Annotated in this window: 15 protein-coding genes and 1 pseudogene; 12 read left to right on the top strand and 4 right to left on the bottom strand. The window is 66.4% G+C overall.

Annotated elements, in window-relative coordinates:
• Positions 1 to 132: 132 nt before the first annotated feature.
• The gene (locus tag BQ9890_RS07910; RefSeq protein ID WP_075890640.1) at positions 133 to 357 is read right to left on the bottom strand and encodes a hypothetical protein; all 225 of its coding nucleotides are present in this window, start codon (positions 355 to 357) and stop codon (positions 133 to 135) included.
• Positions 354 to 746, bottom strand: a complete 393-nt coding sequence (locus BQ9890_RS07905) for a helix-turn-helix domain-containing protein (protein WP_075890638.1) — start codon at positions 744 to 746, stop codon at positions 354 to 356. The genes BQ9890_RS07910 and BQ9890_RS07905 overlap by 4 nt, the downstream gene beginning before the upstream one ends.
• 184 nt (positions 747 to 930) lie before the next feature.
• On the opposite strand from BQ9890_RS07905, the gene BQ9890_RS16900 reads away from it, so the two are divergent.
• From BQ9890_RS16900 to tcmP, 5 genes and pseudogenes are all read left to right on the top strand, one after another.
• Positions 931 to 1320, top strand: coding sequence for a helix-turn-helix domain-containing protein (locus tag BQ9890_RS16900; RefSeq protein WP_075890636.1), 390 nt, complete (start codon positions 931 to 933; stop codon positions 1318 to 1320).
• A 172-nt stretch (positions 1321 to 1492) separates the two neighbouring features.
• The gene (locus BQ9890_RS07895; RefSeq protein WP_143226283.1) at positions 1493 to 2893 is read left to right on the top strand and encodes a hypothetical protein; all 1401 of its coding nucleotides are present in this window, start codon (positions 1493 to 1495) and stop codon (positions 2891 to 2893) included.
• A gap of 203 nt (positions 2894 to 3096) precedes the next feature.
• Positions 3097 to 3306 (top strand): hypothetical protein, encoded by a 210-nt coding sequence (locus tag BQ9890_RS15320; protein ID WP_143226282.1) that lies wholly within the window; start codon positions 3097 to 3099, stop codon positions 3304 to 3306.
• 363 nt (positions 3307 to 3669) lie between these two features.
• A pseudogene (locus BQ9890_RS07885) lies at positions 3670 to 4936 on the top strand (IS256 family transposase).
• 72 nt (positions 4937 to 5008) lie between these two features.
• A complete protein-coding gene (gene tcmP / locus BQ9890_RS07880; protein ID WP_075890630.1) occupies positions 5009 to 6190 on the top strand; it encodes a three-Cys-motif partner protein TcmP in 1182 nt (393 codons plus the stop codon).
• 7 nt (positions 6191 to 6197) lie between these two features.
• Here tcmP and BQ9890_RS07875 read toward each other — a convergent pair whose 3' ends face one another.
• Positions 6198 to 6944, bottom strand: a complete 747-nt coding sequence (locus BQ9890_RS07875) for a DUF5131 family protein (RefSeq protein ID WP_075890628.1) — start codon at positions 6942 to 6944, stop codon at positions 6198 to 6200.
• Positions 6945 to 7561: 617 nt separating this feature from the next.
• Here BQ9890_RS07875 and BQ9890_RS16895 point away from each other — a divergent pair.
• The 7 genes from BQ9890_RS16895 (at position 7562) to BQ9890_RS07845 (ending at position 13959) form a co-directional block, all read left to right on the top strand.
• Positions 7562 to 7885 carry a GNAT family N-acetyltransferase gene (locus BQ9890_RS16895; RefSeq protein ID WP_078062326.1) on the top strand — a complete coding sequence of 108 codons (324 nt, stop codon included), beginning with the start codon at positions 7562 to 7564 and terminating at the stop codon, positions 7883 to 7885.
• A gap of 877 nt (positions 7886 to 8762) precedes the next feature.
• Positions 8763 to 9044, top strand: a complete 282-nt coding sequence (locus tag BQ9890_RS07870) for an HU family DNA-binding protein (RefSeq protein WP_075890626.1) — start codon at positions 8763 to 8765, stop codon at positions 9042 to 9044.
• A 220-nt stretch (positions 9045 to 9264) separates the two neighbouring features.
• On the top strand, positions 9265 to 10044 hold the full coding sequence (gene nagB, locus BQ9890_RS07865; protein WP_075890624.1) for a glucosamine-6-phosphate deaminase: 780 nt from the start codon (positions 9265 to 9267) through the stop codon (positions 10042 to 10044).
• Between the two features lie 116 nt (positions 10045 to 10160).
• Positions 10161 to 10517, top strand: a complete 357-nt coding sequence (locus tag BQ9890_RS07860) for a DUF3039 domain-containing protein (RefSeq protein ID WP_396142368.1) — start codon at positions 10161 to 10163, stop codon at positions 10515 to 10517.
• Complete coding sequence (locus BQ9890_RS07855; protein WP_078062325.1) at positions 10514 to 12331, top strand: DEAD/DEAH box helicase; 1818 nt, start codon at positions 10514 to 10516, stop codon at positions 12329 to 12331. Before BQ9890_RS07860 ends, BQ9890_RS07855 begins: the two co-directional genes overlap by 4 nt.
• Before the next feature lie 99 nt (positions 12332 to 12430).
• Entirely contained in the window at positions 12431 to 12754 is a 324-nt protein-coding gene (locus BQ9890_RS07850; protein ID WP_230297879.1) for a DMT family transporter, read from the top strand.
• A 71-nt stretch (positions 12755 to 12825) separates the two neighbouring features.
• Positions 12826 to 13959 carry an integrase core domain-containing protein gene (locus BQ9890_RS07845; protein WP_078062541.1) on the top strand — a complete coding sequence of 378 codons (1134 nt, stop codon included), beginning with the start codon at positions 12826 to 12828 and terminating at the stop codon, positions 13957 to 13959.
• Between the two features lie 545 nt (positions 13960 to 14504).
• Here BQ9890_RS07845 and BQ9890_RS07840 read toward each other — a convergent pair.
• Complete coding sequence (locus tag BQ9890_RS07840) at positions 14505 to 15848, bottom strand: nicotinate phosphoribosyltransferase (RefSeq protein ID WP_075890619.1); 1344 nt, start codon at positions 15846 to 15848, stop codon at positions 14505 to 14507.
• Positions 15849 to 15889 lie beyond the last annotated feature (41 nt).

Genomic DNA, 15889 nt, shown 5'->3' with positions numbered 1-15889 from the left:
AGTGTGAAACAGGATCGCGAAGGGGTCCACTTGGACACGGAGAAGACCTCGGCGGCCTGCGCGCAGGAGTAGAAGCGCTCCGGGTCGAACGGCAGCAGCGCCTTCTGGGAGACGGCCTTGGTGCGCCCGACGTCACGCCACCGCACACGGGATGGCCTTGATCCACGCGACGACGGCGCGACGGGTCGGGGCCTCGTGGATGACGTGCCCACCTCGAGGGGCGAGGGCGACCCACACCTTGCCGCGGTGCTCGAAGCACCCGACGAAGCGGCGACTGCCCTCCCAGTCCGTCGCCCACACCGTGCCGTCCTGCATGACGCGGAAATCTCGGAACCTCTCGACCAGGTCCCGAGTCATGACGCCACCCCCTCCGGCACCTGGAGGGCCTCGAAGCCGGAACGCAGCTCGTCGAGCTGGGCGCACATGGCCTCGATCTGGCTGAGCGCATCGTCACGCTCCTTCGTGACGCGCCGGACTTCTGCCTCCCGCTCCGCTGCCTCTCGGTCGAAGTACCCCTCGCGGACGAGGGCGACCTGGGGCACCTCAAGCACCTCGGCAGCCTTCGCGAGGAGGACCTGGGAGGCGGACTTGTGGCCGAGCTCGATGTTCCGCACGTGCGATGCGGAGACGAGTAGCTCATTGGTGAGCTCGTCAGCTGTCATACCGCGAATCTGGCGAATGGTGCGGAGCGTCGCGCCAACTCGAACCTCTTCAGCGGGCGAACCGCCCGCGAGTCGCTTGCTCATGCGTTGGACACCCGGAGAAGCGAGTCAAGCGATAGGGGCGAGACATTCGCTTGATTCGCGTATCCTCGCAGGTCAAGCCGGTATGACAAGTGTTTAACTACCAGCGAGTGTTTCCGGCGTGTCGCCTAGATGTTTCCTGCGTGGCCTGATTGCTGTTTCCTGTCGCTTCCGCCACTCTGGTCGCATGACGAACGAGAAGGACAGGGTGTCGCTCGGCGAGCTTGTCCGTGCAAGGCGCCTGGAGGTTGGCATCGCCACTGGGCGCGCGCTAGCGGATGCATCGCAGATCTCGACGCGAACCCTCAATGACATCGAGAATGGGAGGAGACCGTCATACTCGCGCGCAACTCTCTGGGCGCTGGACCGCGCACTAGGTTGGACACGCGGCTCGGCCCAAGCCGTCCTCGACGGCGGTGAACCAACCTTGGAGCCGCTCGGCAGCGGGCAGTCGGCTGCATCCAGATCGTCGACGCGGACCTCGCGCCCCGCCCTAGTCCCAGGACATCGAGAGCGGCAGGGTCGTCACTCTGCCCGCGAGCGCCGTGGCGGGTCTGAACGAGGCAGAGCTGGATGAGGTTGAGTCGGTGGCGCGAGCAGCTGGGTTGCAGCGGGCGCGCGAGATCCTCGCGGCGCGAAGACTGCCGCAGTATGACGATGCCCAGACCAGCAGTGATGCTGCCGAAGAACCACAGGACCGCTGACGAGCAGCGGATCCTTACCTGTCAGGCGGGACGGAAGGCAAGATCATGAGGTTCCTTCGGGGTCTCTTCGGAGTTGTGTTGTTCCTGGCTGCCTTGGCGAGTGGCCTCCTTGCCTTGCTTGGTCTGATCGTCGTGATCGTTCCGAGTGAGACAGCTACGCGTGGCGATGGTGTCGTCATGGTCATCGTCTTTCTCATCCTCGGACTCGCCCTCCTCGTTGGGTCTGGGAAGGTCCTTCCGGAGCCGACGCCAGCCCAGAAGGAGGCGCAAGCGGAGGCCTCGAAGAAGCGGGCCATGAAGAGGGAAGCGCGGCGTCGAGAGCGTCGTTTTGCCGTCGCTGATAGGGAGACCAAGGTGCGCGAGAAGCGCATGGCTGCCGAGGAGATGAGGACCGCAGATAGGGACGCCAACCGGACGGCCACACGGGGTGACAGTGGAGTTCCGCGCCGTTCGCGGGCAGAGTCTTTCGCTCCGCCTGTCGCGTCTGCCGCGGGGAGTCAGGGCAGTGGGCACATGGTGGGCGGCGACTGGGTGCCTGCAACTCCCCAGGGTGAGCAGCTGGACCCTTGGGGACGTGGCGTCACCTGGTCCGACATCAACGGAGTCTGGTACCACCGGGAGACACTGCGGCGGTTTCTCAGTCCCTTGCCGGAGTTCAGCCAGTACGGCAGCGGGGCCCGACTCGACGAGCCAATCACGCTGACGTACGACGGGGACAACCCCTTTTCGTCGAACGGGCATGCTGTCGCGGCGTTCCTCCGAGGACAGCACATCGGATACCTACCTGACGATGAGACCCCCACATGGGGCCCCATCCTCCACGATCTGCAAGCGGAGGGCTTTGACCTGCGAGTACCAGGCAATGTCTGGGGACATGACGCCGAGTACGGCGAGCACTACAACGCTAGAGTCCACCTGCCCAACCCGAGTGAACTCACACCCTCCAATGGCCTCCCCTCTACGTCACACGTCATCATCCCCAACGGCCGCAAGCGTCAGGTCACCAAGGAAGAGGATCACCTCGATGTCCTCTCCAAGCTGGTGATCCCGGATGGAGTGAATCACGTGGCCGCTGTCCTGCGGTCCATCATCGAAGTCCGCGCCCGCTCGGCGCCCGAGATCGTCCAGGTCGAGATCGACGGGCACCGGGTCGGCATCCTCTCCGACGTCCAGTCGAAAAACATGCTGCCCCTGGTGAAGTACATCGAAGCCCGCGGCAAGCTCGCCGTGTGCCGAGCCGAAGTCCAAGGCACCGCCATCAAAGCCGACGTCGTCCTCTACTGCGCTGACGCCGGCGAGGTCGGGGCCGCCTGGCTCAACGCCCTCGGGCCCGAGATCCCCAAGCCCACCGAAGTCATCCCTGGACCCGACTGGGACTGGGACGACGAACCGATGCCTGCCGACCGGTCCGACGACCCCGACAGTTCCCGACAGGGTCCGCCATGACGTGGCACCCATGGCGAACTCTCCGCGAGCGCAAGGACATCATCGTCTCGTGGACAGATCGCTTGCCGACCCCTGTGTTGGGAGCGACGGATGGTCGGCACGTATGGATGGCCCGGAACCAATTACGGGCCGAGCGTCGGTGCACGCTGACGCACGAGCTCGTGCACATCGAGTGGGACCACCATGGGTGCCAGCCTGGGACAGTGGAGCGGGCAGTATCGATCGAGGCCGCGCGACGCCTGATCACCGTGGAGGAGTTGTGTCATGCGGCCGTGTGGGCTCACTGCCTGGAGGAGGCAGCCGAAGAGCTGTGGGTCGACGTCGACACCCTGCTCACCCGCTTGGAGAGCCTTACGGCGGAGGAGCAACTCATGCTCGACCACGTTCTGGCATGCCGTGATCACGCTTCCTGACATGGCGTGAAGTGCCCGACACCTGACGAATCAGGCACCTCACGCACCACATGCACCGATGATTGGAGGTGAACCATCATCACTGGGCGACCACTCGGCTAGGTCGACCACATGTCCTAGGCGAGAGGATCACCCATGAGACCCCTGAAGTGTCACCGTTGCGTCGAGTACTTGTTCGCGCAACCAGCAGACAAGCCGGCCGACCTGCTCGCGAAGCTCTGAGTGTCACCGAAGGACGAGTGGATTCGGCGGAGTCCCTTAGGGTGGTGGCAATTCCTGCAGGTCAGCGAGCATCCTTGGGGTGTTGGTGGGCCATCGTGGGTGTCCAGAGTTTCGACCAAGAATCCTAGGAGTGTTCCCACGATGGCCCGCAACCAGTCTGCCCTGTCCACCTTGATCAGTGAAGTCCTGTCCGACCCGAGCCTTGCAGGAGACGCCGTGTTCCGTCGACTGTTGGAGGCGGGCCTCCAAGACCTCATCGATGCTGAGGCCACCACCAAGATCGGGGCGGGGCGCTATGAGCGCAGCGAGTCCCGCCTCACCCGACGCAACGGAAGTCGCGACAAGACGGTGTCCACCCCGGCAGGAGACGTGGTGGTGGCCATCCCCAAGCTGCGTGAGGGGTCCTTCTTCCCCAGCCTCCTCAACCCCCGCAAGCGGATCGACAAGGCCCTCTACGCCGTCATCTGCCAAGCGTGGATCAACGGGGTGTCCACCCGCAAGGTCGACGAGCTCGTCAAGGCATTGGGATGCGAGTCGGGCATCTCGAAGTCCCAGGTCTCAAGGATCTGCGCCGACATCGACTCCGTGGTCGAGGAGTTCCTGACCCGTCCCCTGTCCCACACGTGGTACCCGTACCTGTTCCTGGACGCCACCTACGTCGACGTCCGCCACGCCGGCCATGTCGTGTCCAAAGCGGTCGTGGTCGCCACCGGCGTCTCCGCCCAGGGCAGGCGTGAGATCCTGGGCATGAGGATCGGCGACAGTGAGTCCACCTACTTCTGGACGGAGTTCCTACGATCCTTGCGCGAGCGCGGCCTCAAGGTCTCAACCGACACTGACCCACTGGGAGTGCAAGTCGTCACCAGTGACGCCCACCAAGGCATCAAGAACGCCGTCAAAGCCATCCTCACCGGCGCCTCTTGGCAACGCTGCCGCGTCCACTTCGCTCGCAACGTCACCCAGACCCTGGGCTCCACCCGCTCCAAGCCCGTCAACGCCCTCATCGCCACCATCTTCGCCCAGACCACCCCAGAGGCCGTCAAGGACGCCTACCACCAGGTCGTGGCCTCCCTGACCCCGACCTTCCCCCAGATCGCCCAGATGCTCACCGACGCCGAAGTCGACCTCACCGCCTTCGCTGACCAGCCCCGCCCCCACTGGCAGAAGATCTGCACCACACAACCCCATCGAGCGACTCAACCGCGAGATCAAACGCCGCACCGACGTCGTCCAAGTCTCCCCCGACGACGCCTCCGCCACCCGCCTCATCGGAGCCATCCTCCAAGACCAAAACGAGGAATGGCAATACGGGGAACGCCGCTACCTCTCAGAGACCTCCATGCGCGACCTTACTGACCAACTCACCCACCCCAACCACCCCGACCCCACCCACCTCCTCACAGCCTGAAACCAACCCCCACCAGCCCAAACGAAACAACAGACACTTACACCACCAACAGGGACTTGATCGTGGATTCTGATGTCAAATAACTCCGAGTTCTTTTCGGATAAGAAGCCCGCCGCAGTCTTCAAGCATGGGATCATCTCACGGTATCCGCTGATCTTCTTCTCGAAGACGGGCTCAATTAGCGAAGAGGGTCGAGGCGTCTACTTTGATGCCTTCGCGGGGCCGGGCCGTTATTCCAATGGTGAAAAGGGTTCTCCTGTCATTGCATTGGATATGGCGACAACGGTTCAGAAATTCGGTCGAGAGATCACTTGTGTCTTCACCGAAAAGAACTCAGCCTACGCCGAGGAGCTCGCCGAGTGTCTTGCAGAGCAGGCTCGACTTAAGCACATCGAAGTGCACAATGATGAGGCGATCGAGCAAGTCGATCATGTGCTTGATCTGGCGGATGGCCTTCCACTATTGAGCTTTCTCGATCCTTTCGGCACAGCCCTGCCTTTCGAGGTGGTCACCCAGAAACTCCTTCGGAAAACCCGCAACAGTCCCACTGAGCTACTAATCAACTTCAATGTCTCAATGTTCTGGAGATCTGGCGGCCTCGCAGCAAAGCATGATGGTGACCCGAAGTCAGAAGCATCCTTGCAGGCGTTCGACACCGTGGTCGGTGGACGATGGTGGAGGGACTTCTTCAGTGACTACACCAAGGATGACGGGCCGACGGCGCCCGAGAGAGCGAGGAATGTCGCCAAGGAGTATGCCAAACGGGTGCGTGAGACGAGCCACTACTCTTCCATCATGACGCCCGTCCGACGAAGCCCTACGACGCAGCCGATCTTCTACTTGATCCTCTTTTTCCGTCACGTTGATGCGGCGTGGGCGTTCGTCGAGTCTCATTCGAAGGCTCTCGAGGAGTGGCGGAGAACGTGCTTCTTGGCTGAGCAGAAGAAGATGACGGGCACGTTCGACATCTTTCCTGATCTCGAGGAGGTTCGCTTCAAGTCCGATGAGGATCAGCTCAAAGCGCGTTGGATCGCAGAGATCAAGACGAACTTGGAGAAGCTCGTGTCTGAGCGAACGGGTACCACAGTCTCGCTGGCGAGCAAGATCGAGGCGGTCTACGGGGAGACTCTTGGCGCTGCCAGAGAGATGCATCTGCGTGCGGCATGGAAGGAACTGGCTCGCGACGGTCTGGTACTTCCAATTCCCAGAGGGAACAGGTGTTCACTCCATAAGCTCTCGATGACTGTTCTATAGGAGATTGCTAGATTGCCGATCGCAATGGCATCTCGTCCCACACTTCCCCGTCGAGCTCGCGGCCAAGCTGCTTCGGCGTGCGGCCGCCCCACTGCTTGAAGAAGAACGGTACCTCGGCCGCGAGCGCGGCGTCGCGGATTGATCGTGCCCAAGTGAGTTCCATCGGGCGGTAGTTGGGTCCGGACTCGCCGCCGGCGATGACCCATCCGATGGCATCGAGGTTGATTCCCTCCATTGAGCCGAGGAGCGGTTCGCAGGAGAGGAAACGGACAGCTGCCGGGATGCGGCGTAGCTCGTCGATGCGGTGGAACTGGTCCTGTGTCTCGACCGAGACGCCCATCCAGAGGTTCTTTGGCCAATCGAGCTTGTCGGAGAGCAGCCGGGCGCGGCGTGCGCGCTTCGTGAGCACCTGGTAGGTGTGCTGGGGAGTGGCTTCGATGGTTGCGAAGACGGCCTTGATGAACTCCAGGGGCACCTTGGCATGAAAGAGGTCCGACATCGAGTTCACGAAGACGGTGCGGGGGTGCTTCCACTTCTTCGGAGAGTCGAGAAGATCGGGGTGACAGCGAATGGCGAAGCCAAGACCGGAGGTGATCGGGTTTCCGTCTTCCTGGTACCGGTCGGAGCCCATAGCCTTGAGGCGCTTCGCCAAGGCGAGGGCATAGCAGTGGTCGCAGCCGGGCGAGATCTTGTCGCATCCGGTCACGGGGTTCCAGGTGACCTCCGTCCACTCAATGCTGCTTCGCTGTGCCATGCTGCCAGTGTATTGTCGGGGGGTCGCCTACGACCGGAGGCGCGAGCGGCAACTTCGGTGAGCTGCCTGTCGAGGCGGTTCGAGCGTGCTGGACTGTGGCCGATCCGCCCGCGTTCGGGGTAGATTCCCGCGTCGATGCCTCGAACCCTGTTGCACGGGGATGGCACGCAAATTGAACACCTGTACTCCGTCGCAGGTCAGAGGGCCAATTGGGGAGATTCCCCTCATCTCCACGAGACACCCCGGGGCTCCACTGGAGTCCCGGGGTTTTCGTTGTCCTGGTGCGGAAAGGTCCGGGGTGTGATCGGCACGCGTGTGGGTGGGCGACAGCGTCGGTCGTCTCCTCTTCGGGTGCAGAACAGGAACGGAGCAGGAACACTTCCCCATTCCCTGCGGGGCTTCCCGGAGTGGGCCGGAGCCGATGGCGCCCACCCGCCCGACAGTTCCGATCTCCCGGACCACAGGTGGAGAATGCCGCGTGTCGACCGGAGCCCGGACGGGCGGGCCACACCTCTGGGGAGAGGAACGCCATGCCGGACGTCGTGGAGTTCGAGCCACACCGCGGGGTGTAGGACAGCGGAGGTCGCGGCCACCAGGCGATCTTCAGGGCAGCGGACATGCGGGATGTGCGAGGTCTCGCAACAGTCATGGCTGCCCGAGGTGGGACTGCTCCCGACCTTGCGGAGCACGCTCTCCGCCTGGTCGGGCAGCTGCCGGTGCTGCTGGTCGCCGAGACACCGGTCGGGTGCTTGGTTGGATGGAGCGGAGCACAGAGCCATGTGACACTCCCGGGGACGAACTCCGGATGGCTGGTCGCGGGTCTGACGGTCCTGCCTGCAGTCCGTCGACAGGGTGTCGGGTCCCGTCTGCTTGCCGCGGTGGTCAGGGCAGTACATGACCCGATCCCGGTGCCCCCATCCACAGCGCGGTCAACCTGCTGAACCAGGCCTCGATCGAACTCCATCACGGGGTGGGATTCCGTGAGATCGCGCGTGGCGGGGCATTCGCTGGCATCGACTTCACCGGAGGTGAGGGAGTGCTGATGCGGTGCCACGGAGAGAGATGAGCGTCCCCGTGGTGACGGCTGTGCCCGCCGCCCACGACCGGGTCCGGTCCGGCACCTTGCCCCCGACCCTGTCGCCCTGCCGCGACCAAAGGCTCCTGGTCACCGTCCTGTCGTGCCCTGTGTCGAACTGAGTTCGACGTGGTGCCGGCGGTGGCTCCTCCGCGCGCCATGCCATGGGGCACGGAAGCACGGTGGGAGCGCTGGCAACCACCGACGGAACGGATCCTCATGGGTGCCGCGTGCGGCTTCCTGGTCGCTCTGGTGACAGTGCTCCAGCGAACCGCCGGTCACTCCCTGGGAGGCCACCCGTGGTCAGGTCGCGCAACTCCAGGACCAACCCGGCGAGCCCACTGACCTCGTGGTCCGGCACCATGGGTCGACCACCCGCCCGGGAGGGAACTTGATCCCCAGCGGACTCCTCGCAGGCCCGGCCGTCGCGCCGACTCCGGTGGAGCGAGCAGTGCTCCGTCCTCGTCGTTCCCCTCCCCGTGGGACGCCCGCATCGCTGCCGACTTGCACCCGTTCCCACCCCTCCTGCGTGACGGGCCAGGACCACGATGGCGAGTGACCGGGTGCCCCGGGGCGGGGACGTGGGGTCGCCAGCACGGCCACATTCTGGGAATCCTGTGTAAAAACGGCTCGGAATCGCCGCAAACCGCCCCCAGATCTGACAATCCGGGCGTTCGTTCCGTACTGTTTCCCCTGTGACCACCACAGTGGTCCCCGACATCTGCAAGAGGAGAGGTCCATACATGTCCGTCAACCGCACTGAGCTCGTGGCCGCCATCGCTGATCGCGCCAACCTGTCCAAGGTCCAGGCCGACGCGGCTCTGTCCGCCTTCCAGGAGGTCCTGGTCGAGTCCCTCGGCAAGGGTGAGCCCGTCAAGGTGACCGGTCTGCTGTCCGTGGAGCGCGTCGAGCGCGCCGCCCGCACCGGCCGCAACCCGCGCACCGGTGAGGAGATCCAGATCCCCGCCGGCTTCGGCGTCAAGATCTCCGCAGGCTCGACCCTGAAGAAGGCCGTCGCGAAGTGACCCTGGACTGATCGTCCCGGCTGGGGGGGGCGGGTGCCGACCGGCACCCGCCCCTTCTCCGTACCCCGTCCGTCCTCTCCGCCGCTCTCCGATCCGTCCCCGTGGTGCCTGGTGTCTGGTGACGTACACGACCGGGTGGGAGGCCTCGCCAGGTGAAGGAATCTGACGTTTGGTCCTTATACTGATCAATGTCAATCAACTGACCGTCTGAGGGGTCCACATGAAGGTCGCCATCCTTCCCGACACCACCGCCATCGCCAGCGTCGCGGCCGACAGCTTCGAGCGGCTGCTCACCCGCAGGCCCACTGCCGTCGTGGGCCTGGCGACGGGCTCCTCCCCGTTGCCGCTCTACGACGAGCTCGCGGCCCGCACCGAGGCCGGGCGCCTCAGCTTCGCTCGGGCCCGGGCCTTCACCCTCGATGAATACGTCGGCCTGCCCGAGGGCCACCCCGAGGCCTATCGCAGCGTCATCCACCGCGACTTCGTGGACCGGGTGGACTTCGCCCCGGGGGCGGTCAACGGACCCGACGGCAACGCCCCCGACCTCCCTGCCGAGGCCGCGCGCTATGACGCCGCAATCCGTGACGCCGGCGGCATCGACCTGCAGGTCCTCGGCATCGGAGGGGACGGCCACCTCGCCTTCAACGAGCCCGGCGGTTCGCTGGCATCGCGCACCCACGTCGGTGTCCTCACCCAGCGTACCCGCCGGGACAACGCCCGCTTCTTCGACGGTGACCCCGAGGCCGTCCCCACCCGCTGCCTGACGCAGGGGCTGGGAACGATCATGGAGGCCCGCAGCCTGGTCCTCATCGCGACCGGTGCCGGCAAGGCGACAGCTGTCCGCGAGATGCTCGAGGGCGGCGTCTCCGCCCTGTGGCCCGCCACGCTCATCCAGTTCCACCCGGACGCCCTCGTCCTCCTCGACGAGTCCGCTGCCTCCGAGCTGACCCTGGCCGACTACTACCGCGAGGTCTGGCAGCGCGAGGGCGAGCTCGCCTGAACCCGGGCTGCCCGGGGTGCGGAGCCGGGTGTTCGCCCCTCGGTGGAAGCAGCGTGGGATTGTGCACGCCACCGATCCGGCACGCAGCGGAGCCGCCCTCGTACGCCCCACCTACAATGGGCGCCATGCGAGCACTGGACGAACCACGCGGACCCGAGTCCCCCCAGTCCCCGGGCGGCGCCTCCGCCGACCCCGAGTCGGCCACCGGGCTGCTGGAGCGGACCGAGGAGGAGGAGCGCAAGTCGCCGGGCGACGGTGACCGCTTCGCCCACTTCGTGCGCAAGGACCGCGCGGACTCCTCCATGGTCACCGGTCAGCCGGTGGTCGCCCTGTGCGGCAAGGTCTGGATCCCCTCGCGCGACGCCTCGCGTTACCCCGTGTGCCCCCGTTGCAAGGCGCTGCGCGACGGCATGGGCAGGAACGGGCGCAACTGGCCCTTCTCCGACGGCGGGTCGGGAGGGTCCGACAAGTGAGCCGCGGCGGAGACGGCCGGACGGCCCGACCCGCACGAGTCTCGACGGCAGCTGCCGAGCAGCTCTCACCCGCCTTCCCCCGGCGCGCCGCCTGGGGAACCGCGGGGAGCCTGCGCGCGTGGCAGGCGGCCGCACTCGAGACCTACCTGGAACGCGAGCCGCGGGACTTCCTCGCGGTCGCCACCCCGGGCGCCGGCAAGACCACCTTCGCGTTGCGCGTCGCGGTGGAGCTGCTGGGTCGCGGCATCGTGTCCAAGGTGACGGTCGTGTGCCCCACCGAGCACCTCAAGGGCCAGTGGGCGGACGCCGCGGCACGGGTCGGCATCCACCTGGACCCGGCGTTCTCGAACTCCCAGGGACGCGCTGGCGCACACTTCGACGGCGTGGCCGTCACCTATGCGCAGGTCGCCGCCAATCCGTCCGTGCACTCCGCACGGACGAGGGCGAACCCGACCCTCGTCATCCTCGACGAGATCCACCACGCAGGGGACGCGTTGTCCTGGGGTGACGGGATCGGGGAGGCCTTCGGCGAGGCCACCCGGCGGCTGTCACTGACGGGCACACCCTTCCGCTCCGACACCAGCCCGATCCCCTTCGTGCGCTACGAGGAGGACGAGGAAGGGGTGCGGCGTTCGCGCGCGGACTACGTCTATGGGTACGGCGATGCGCTGCACGACGGGGTCGTGCGCCCCGTCCTGTTCATGTCCTACTCGGGGAACATGTCCTGGCGGACCTCGGCGGGGGAGCAGTTCAGCGCCCGGCTGGGGGAACCACTCACCAAGGACATGATGAAGCAGGCGTGGCGTACCGCGCTGGATCCCAAGGGGGAGTGGATCCCCTCGGTGCTGCGTGCCGCCGACCAGCGACTCTCCGAGGTGCGCCGCCAGGTCCCCGATGCCGGCGGACTCGTCATCGCCTCGGACCAGACGCAGGCGCGCGCCTATGCCCGTCACCTGCGGGCCATCTCCGGGCAGGGCGCCACCGTGGTGCTCTCCGACGATGCGGACGCCTCGGAACGCATCGACGGGTTCCGGGAGTCCAAGGACCGCTGGATGGTGGCCGTGCGCATGGTGTCCGAGGGCGTGGACATTCCGCGCCTGGCCGTGGGGGTCTACGCGACCAACACCTCGACCTCGCTGTTCTTCGCCCAGGCCGTGGGACGTTTCGTGCGCGCCCGCAGGCGGGGGGAGACGGCGACGGTCTTCATCCCCTCCGTGCTGCCGCTGCTGGACCTGGCCGGGCAGATGGAGGTCGAACGCGACCATGCCCTGGACCGGCCGGTCCACGCCGACGCCGAGGGGGACCTGTACAACCCCGAGGATGCGCTCGTCGCGCAGGCCAACCGCAGTGAGCAGGCGTCCTCGGACCTGCTGCCCGGCTTCGAGGCGCTGGGGGCGGACGCGGAGTTCGACGCTGTGCTCTTCGACGGTGCGGCCTGGGGGAGCGGGGCCGAGGTCGGCTCCGTCGAGGAACAGGAGTACCTGGGCATTCCCGGGCTGCTGGAACCCGACCAGGTGACGACCCTGCTGCGTGCGCGCGCGGCCGATCAGGACCGCCAGCACAGTCGTGCCGTGGAAGCCGCCCGGCAGCGGGAAGCCAATGCGGGGATCTCCGAGCACCGACTGCGCGCGGCCCGGCGCAAGGAGTTGCAACGACTGGTCTCCTCCTGGTCGCGCAGGTCAGGGGACTCCCACGCGGTCATCCACACCCGTCTGCGCCAGCGCACCGGGGGTCCGGAGGTCGCCCAGGCGACGGTGCAGCAGATTGACGCGCGCATCGCGCTGTTGAGAGAGTGGTTCGTGGGACGCGTCTGACCGGGGTCCATCCGGTGGGTCGAGGTACGGTCGTGCCCCGCCCCCGGGACGACCCGGGCGGCGCACCTCATGTGGGGACGGCCCCGAGGAGGTGCCACCGTGCACACCCGTTGGATCGTCCTCGTCGTCTCCGGTCTCTTCGAGGCCGTCTGGGCGACGGCCCTGGCCCGCAGTGAGGGTCTCTCCCGCCCACTCCCGGCACTCGTCTTCGCAGCGGCCCTCGTCGTGTCCATGGGTGGACTGGCGTGGGCCCTGCGCGGCATCCCCGTGGGCACCGGCTACGCGGTCTGGGTCGGCGTCGGCGCGGCCACGACAGCTGCGTGGGCCATGGCCACCGGTGCGGAGGCGGTGAGCGTGGTGCGGATCCTCCTCCTGGTGGGTCTGGTCGCCTGCGTCGCCGGCCTCAAGCTCACGGCCCACTAACCCCCCCCGACGGCGAAGTCCGCTCTGTTCTNGCGCCTGCACTTGATCGAGGGAAAAGACGGGTGGGACTGATGGCCGGGCCGGTCCCCACTCGGCTGGGGGGTCCGGCCAAGCAGGCACTGCTTGACCTGGTCTCAGATGCGGCTGGGGCGGGGTTCTCGCTGCGTCAGGCGTGTGTGTGGCTGGGGATCAACCACTCCCGGGTACTGGCCTGGCAGGAACGCCTGGATCGTGGTGTCTCCTTGGAGGACCAGCCAGCTGGCCCAGTGGCCGGAGAAGTCCTCCACGCGCTCTTGGAGTGGGAGAAGGAGGCGATCGTGGCCCTGGCCGGGCAGTGGGAGCGCGTCGACCTCTCCCACCGCAAGCTCGCCCATCGAGGTTCCCGCCTCGATGTGGTCTACGTGTCCGAATCCTCCGTGTTGCGGGTCCTGACCGAGGCGGGGGTGCGCCTGCCCGGCCTCCCCAGGCCCACTCCACGTGAACGCAAGGCGTTCCCCGACTGGGCCCAACTGGTCCCCGGCGTCATCTGGGTCTACGACTTCACGCACTTCTCGGGCCTGCCCGGGTGGTGTGCGATCGCTGTGGTGGACGTGGTGTCCAAGAAGTGCCTGGCGTTGAACCTGAGTGTGGAAGAGACCAGCACCCAGGTCGAGGCCGCCTTCATCGACGCACTCCACTGTGATGGGAAGGCCTGGCTGCTCGCCGATGACGCCTTTGCAGTGGAACTGGCCCAAGGACACGTCCCTGACCCTGACATCGACGTCGAAGACGACGGGACGGGCAGTGTGCCAGTCCTGCTGGCAGTGTCTGACAACGGGCCCCAGATGACGTCCTCTGCCACGGCGAGGTTCATGGCCGCCGCCCGCATCGGGCAACACTTCGGCCGCCCCGGCACCCCCAACGACCAGGCCTGGATCGAGTCGTTCTTCGGCCACCTCAAGGCCGAGAACCCCCACCTTGACGCCATCGCCGATCCCGGTGCCCTACGCGCTGAACTCGACCACCTGTGCGTCCACTACAACACCGTGCGCCTCCACGAGTCCATCGGCTACGTCACCCCCCAGGAGGAACACGAAGGGCGCGGACCCGCCATCCGCAAGGCCAGACAAGACGGCCTCAAACGAGCCCGAGAAGCCCGCATTGCCACCAGACGACAAACACGACACAATCACACCAACAACACCAGCACCGATGAGGGTATTTGAACCCGCGAACTGGTCAATTTACTCAGACACGCCGCGCCCGCGAATATCAGAGTGACCACACCGTCCACCAACGGACACACCCCACCCCACAAGGCCCCACCCCGACGACCGAGGCGCCGCCCCACAACCAGTGCCGGGCGGCGCCTCACCATGCCCACTTGACAGCACACACCCCCATATCAGTCCGCTCTGTTCGGGGCTTGAGGTCCGCTCACCTCCGGGCTCGCGGTCTGCCCGTCCTTGCCGGCCACGATCGAGGACGGCCACGATCGAGGACGGCCGGGCTCCGAGTCGACATCGAGCGAGGTCCGTCGGTTCGCCGGGACCGCGGAAACCACCTACTGCGGAAGCTGGTGGGCGACGTCGGCTGCCGGCTCACGAGGACGGACCTCACCCTTGGAACAGAGCGGACTTCGAGGCACGAACTGAGCGGACTTCAAGCCCCGAACAGAGCGGACTTCACGCATCGAACAGAGCGGACTTCGACCCGAGAACAGAGCGGACTTCGAGGTCAGAACTGAGCGGACTTCGCGGTGGGGGTGGGGTCAGTCGGCCGTGCGGTAGTGGGTCGGGATGGCGGGCTCACCCTCGGAGAGTCGCCATGCCTGGTAGGGGAGCTCGTTGCGGGAGCGGACGTGGTGCTCCTGGGCGTGGGCCAACGCCTCGCGCCCCCAGGCGGAGGCGTCGATGTGCCCGTCGCGGACCAGTGACACCTGCAGGGGGCGTGCGCCGACAGCGGCCAGGATCCGGCCCGCGTCCTCGGCAGAACCACCGGCAACCAGCAGTTCCTCCTCTGCGTAGCCGTCCTCGCCGATGACACGCCCGGCGTACTTGCGCCCGGCCACGGTGCTCTTGGAGGCCGACTTCTTGGCGACACCGCGCATCGTGCCCTCGGCGTCCTCGCGCTCCACCATCTTGTAGACGAGGGCGGCCGTGGGAACGCCCGAACCGGTGACCAGGCGTGTCCCCACACCGTAGGAATCGATGGGTGCCGCGCCCAGGGCCGCGATGGCGTACTCGTCGAGGTCGTTGGTGACCGTGATCTTCGTGGAGGTCGCACCCATGGAGTCCAGCTGGCCGCGCACCTTGAAGGCCAGGGCCACCAGGTCGCCGGAGTCCAGGCGGACCGCCCCCAGCTCACCCCCGGCGGCGCGGGCGGCCTCGACCGCGCTGCGTACGGCGGTGGGGATGTCGTACGTGTCCACCAGCAGTGTCGTGCCCGTCCCCAGCAGCTCGATCTGGGCGGCGAACGCCTCGGCCTCGGTGTCGTGGAGCAGGGTGAAGGCGTGGGCGGCGGTGCCGATCGTCGGGATGTCGTACCGCTTGCCGGCCTCCAGGTCGGAGGTCCCGAGGAACCCGCCGATGACAGCTGCGCGCGCGGCCGAGACGGCGGCACGCTCGTGGGTCCGCCTCGCGCCCATGTCCATGCAGGGTCGCCCGTGGGCGGCGATCGTCATCCGTGACGCGGCCGAGGCGACGGCGCAGTCGTGGTTGAGCACCGACAGCGCCAGCGTCTCCAGCAGGACACACTCGGCGAACGTCCCCGACACGGTCAGCAGCGGAGAACCCTCGAAGTAGCACTCCCCCTCCGCGTAGCCGTCGATGTCCCCACCGAACCGGAAGTCCTTGAGGAAGTCGAGGGCCTCGTCGGAGACGATGCGCTGGGCGTGGAGCCAGTCGATCTGGTCCTGGGAGAACTCGAATCGCTCCAGGGCCTCCAGGATGCGACCCGTCCCGGCCACGACGCCGTAGCGACGGGTGGCAGGAAGTCGGCGTCCGAAGACCTCGAAGACGGTACAGCGCTGGGCCATCCCGTCGTGGAGGGCCGCGTCGAGCATGGTGAGCTCGTACATGTCGGTGAGGAGTGCAGTGGAGATGGAAGCAGGCATGGGACAAACTTAGCGATCCTGACCACAGTGGTGGGCCCGAA

It is taken from the genome of Actinomyces provencensis, from assembly GCF_900155435.1.
GTDB classification, from domain to species: Bacteria; Actinomycetota; Actinomycetes; order Actinomycetales; family Actinomycetaceae; genus Pauljensenia; species Pauljensenia provencensis.
The sequence above is the reverse complement of the archived record's forward strand: the minus strand, read 5'-3'. Positions and strand labels throughout refer to the sequence as shown.

Coding starts and splice junctions, on each gene's coding strand:
- BQ9890_RS07840 (WP_075890619.1), bottom strand. CDS start 15,848: ATGCCTGCTTCCATCTCCACTGCACTCCTCACCGACATGTACGAGCTC.
- BQ9890_RS07910 (WP_075890640.1), bottom strand. CDS start 357: ATGACTCGGGACCTGGTCGAGAGGTTCCGAGATTTCCGCGTCATGCAG.
- tcmP (WP_075890630.1), top strand. CDS start 5,009: ATGTCAAATAACTCCGAGTTCTTTTCGGATAAGAAGCCCGCCGCAGTC.
- BQ9890_RS07875 (WP_075890628.1), bottom strand. CDS start 6,944: ATGGCACAGCGAAGCAGCATTGAGTGGACGGAGGTCACCTGGAACCCC.
- BQ9890_RS16895 (WP_078062326.1), top strand. CDS start 7,562: ATGCGGGATGTGCGAGGTCTCGCAACAGTCATGGCTGCCCGAGGTGGG.
- BQ9890_RS07895 (WP_143226283.1), top strand. CDS start 1,493: ATGAGGTTCCTTCGGGGTCTCTTCGGAGTTGTGTTGTTCCTGGCTGCC.
- BQ9890_RS07845 (WP_078062541.1), top strand. CDS start 12,826: ATGGCCGGGCCGGTCCCCACTCGGCTGGGGGGTCCGGCCAAGCAGGCA.
- BQ9890_RS07905 (WP_075890638.1), bottom strand. CDS start 746: ATGAGCAAGCGACTCGCGGGCGGTTCGCCCGCTGAAGAGGTTCGAGTT.
- BQ9890_RS16900 (WP_075890636.1), top strand. CDS start 931: ATGACGAACGAGAAGGACAGGGTGTCGCTCGGCGAGCTTGTCCGTGCA.
- BQ9890_RS07870 (WP_075890626.1), top strand. CDS start 8,763: ATGTCCGTCAACCGCACTGAGCTCGTGGCCGCCATCGCTGATCGCGCC.
- BQ9890_RS07860 (WP_396142368.1), top strand. CDS start 10,161: ATGGGCGCCATGCGAGCACTGGACGAACCACGCGGACCCGAGTCCCCC.
- nagB (WP_075890624.1), top strand. CDS start 9,265: ATGAAGGTCGCCATCCTTCCCGACACCACCGCCATCGCCAGCGTCGCG.